Origin of the sequence: Okeania sp. SIO2B9 (genome assembly GCF_010672505.1) — a bacterium.
Classification (GTDB): Bacteria; Cyanobacteriota; Cyanobacteriia; order Cyanobacteriales; family Microcoleaceae; genus Okeania; species Okeania hirsuta.
Window position 1 is genome coordinate 1 of sequence record NZ_JAAHGK010001272.1, and the last position, 2,196, is coordinate 2,196.

Below are 2,196 nucleotides of genomic sequence, written 5' to 3' on the forward strand. Positions count from 1 at the left end.
TTATTATCACTTCGGAGAAATTCAGACCTAATTGTTTGTGGTAATTCATCCCAGGTCCAGTCAGTAGCTACCGAGAAAGGTTTACCATTAACATAATCTACTTTTAGGCAAATCTCTATGTCATTAATAGATTTTTATCTTGTAAAAGTTAACCTAGCAGAATCAATTATTTCACGAATTTTATCGGTGATTATAGGATTTGATGTACCTTGAAGTGTTGCTAAAACTTCTTCAGTCGATTCGGCTAACTTTTCTGCTAATGAAATTGCCAATCTTTCCTCAAACTATCTATCAATATTGGTGCAAGTTTCTGTCTCATTCTGTTTGCTTAAAAAATAAAATGCTCCAGAACCTAAACCTATAATTCCAGAAATAGAAAGCAAAGCAATTTTTATATTATCCATTTCTTTTTACCAATAAAAAGCCATAGTTTTTCCTCTGAAAAATTCTACTTGACTAAGCAGATATATCCATTTCATAAATTTATCGATCGCGAGATTTAGTTACATAAATTTCAGCCTTACTTTTCTCACGGCGTAAAAACTATGCACGAACATTTGGAGGTATTTCATCTCAATCTACTTCTTTTTATGGGTAAACTTTTACCGGAACTTTTTTACCAGATTCAAAGATTTTAATTGCCGAAGATGTAATTTGCTTTATCCATCCACCTGATGATGATATTTCTAGTTTTATTACTTGCTTTAGCAAATATTCACCCAACTTTTTATCCATTTTTTTTCACCTCCAGATAGTCAGAGTTTTTCCTTTTAAAAATTCTACTTGACTAAGTATACATTTCCATAATTTCCCGGTCGCGATACTCAGTTACATCAATTTCAACCTTACTTTTCTCTTGTTTTAACCACTCTTCACGAACATCTTGAGGTAAATCCTCCCAATCTACTACTTCTTCTGTCTCCGTTCTTACCGGAACTTTTTGACCAGATTCAATTTTTATTTTCCAAGATGTGACTCGTTTTTTCCATTCACCTGATGATTTTCTTTCTAGTTTTATTACTAGCTTTAGCAAATATTCACGTAACTTTTCCCACGCTTTACGAAAAATATTACGGGTAGCAACAGCAACATTATCTACAGCACTAAATACTTGTCTTACTTCACTTTCAATCCATGGAATATTAGTTTTAATCCAAGGAAAAAGGCTATCTTCCGCCCATTTTAGAATTTGCTTCCAAAATCTTGCTACTACAGCTACTGCAACTGCTGCTAATCCTAATGCTATTGCTATAGCTATTAAAAATTGTTCCATAATTTTCTACTCTATTGGATAAAGTTTAAAAGTTGAGATTTTTTGACCTTCAATTAAATAGCTTGATCGGACATCACCAGGAATTCTATCCCAATCTAATTCCTCTTCTACTTTTTTAACTGCTGGTTGATTTTTTTTATGATAAAAAAATTCAGTTTTCCGATTATATGTGAGATTCTTTAATAGCTCGTAATGCACTTTAATACTTAAAATTAATTCTTTGGCATCCTCAGCAAGTTTTTCTGCATCTCCAGTTCTTTCTTTTAGTAACCTTGGGTCATTTTCCTCGCAAATAATATGAGTAGCATCCAGACATAAAGGTAGTTCTTCATTTAAGTTTTTTTGGAGAAATTCGGCAATAATTTCATAAACTTCCCGTTTGTTAATAAGTTGACTATCTGTTTCAAGATCACTTAAAAAATCGGGTATACTTTCAACAACCTTTTTCAGTTCCGGGGGTAACTCATCATATTGTTGCTGTAAATATCTCAGAATCTCAGAAAAATTCTCTATAATTAATTGAACTAGCTCTGATTCTTCAGTCATAAATCAACTTAACGACTTAATGTTTGCTCTTTTTCAATTCCATCACAAATTTTTTTTATTGTCAGTAGGGAATAATCTGTAAAAGTAGGGAGTTTAATGATTGAAAAATCTCTCTTTCGTCATTAAATTTGGTTAAAAAATTTATGGTGTAGGGTAATGTCGGATTAAAATATACAAAACTCTCCTACTTACCTTATCTATGGATATCCAAGAAATATTAAATTTAGCTGACCATCTCATATTTAACAAAACAGGAAAACATTTAGACGACCTCCAACAAGTAATATTAAGAGGTACTTTTCAAGGTAAAAAATATTCGGAAATTGCTCAAGAATTTCAATGCACTAATGGTCATGTCAGAGATGTCGCTTCAGAAT

General features: G+C 32.0%; 4 protein-coding genes. All 4 read right to left on the bottom strand.

Translation table 11 applies throughout. The annotated features are described in order from the left end of the window. Nucleotides 1–134: 134 nt before the first annotated feature. The 4 genes from F6K13_RS29720 to F6K13_RS29735 all read right to left on the bottom strand — a co-directional run bounded on the left by F6K13_RS29720 (nucleotide 135) and on the right by F6K13_RS29735 (nucleotide 1,819). On the bottom strand, nucleotides 135–272 hold the full coding sequence (locus F6K13_RS29720) for a hypothetical protein (RefSeq protein ID WP_161564768.1): 138 nt from the start codon (nucleotides 270–272) through the stop codon (nucleotides 135–137). Between the two features lie 316 nt (nucleotides 273–588). Then, nucleotides 589–735, bottom strand: a complete 147-nt coding sequence (locus F6K13_RS29725; RefSeq protein ID WP_161565048.1) for a hypothetical protein — start codon at nucleotides 733–735, stop codon at nucleotides 589–591. Nucleotides 736–787: 52 nt separating this feature from the next. Then, nucleotides 788–1,273 (bottom strand): hypothetical protein, encoded by a 486-nt coding sequence (locus F6K13_RS29730; protein WP_124143685.1) that lies wholly within the window; start codon nucleotides 1,271–1,273, stop codon nucleotides 788–790. A gap of 6 nt (nucleotides 1,274–1,279) precedes the next feature. After that, nucleotides 1,280–1,819, bottom strand: a complete 540-nt coding sequence (locus F6K13_RS29735) for a hypothetical protein (RefSeq protein ID WP_124143684.1) — start codon at nucleotides 1,817–1,819, stop codon at nucleotides 1,280–1,282. Nucleotides 1,820–2,196: the final 377 nt, after the last annotated feature.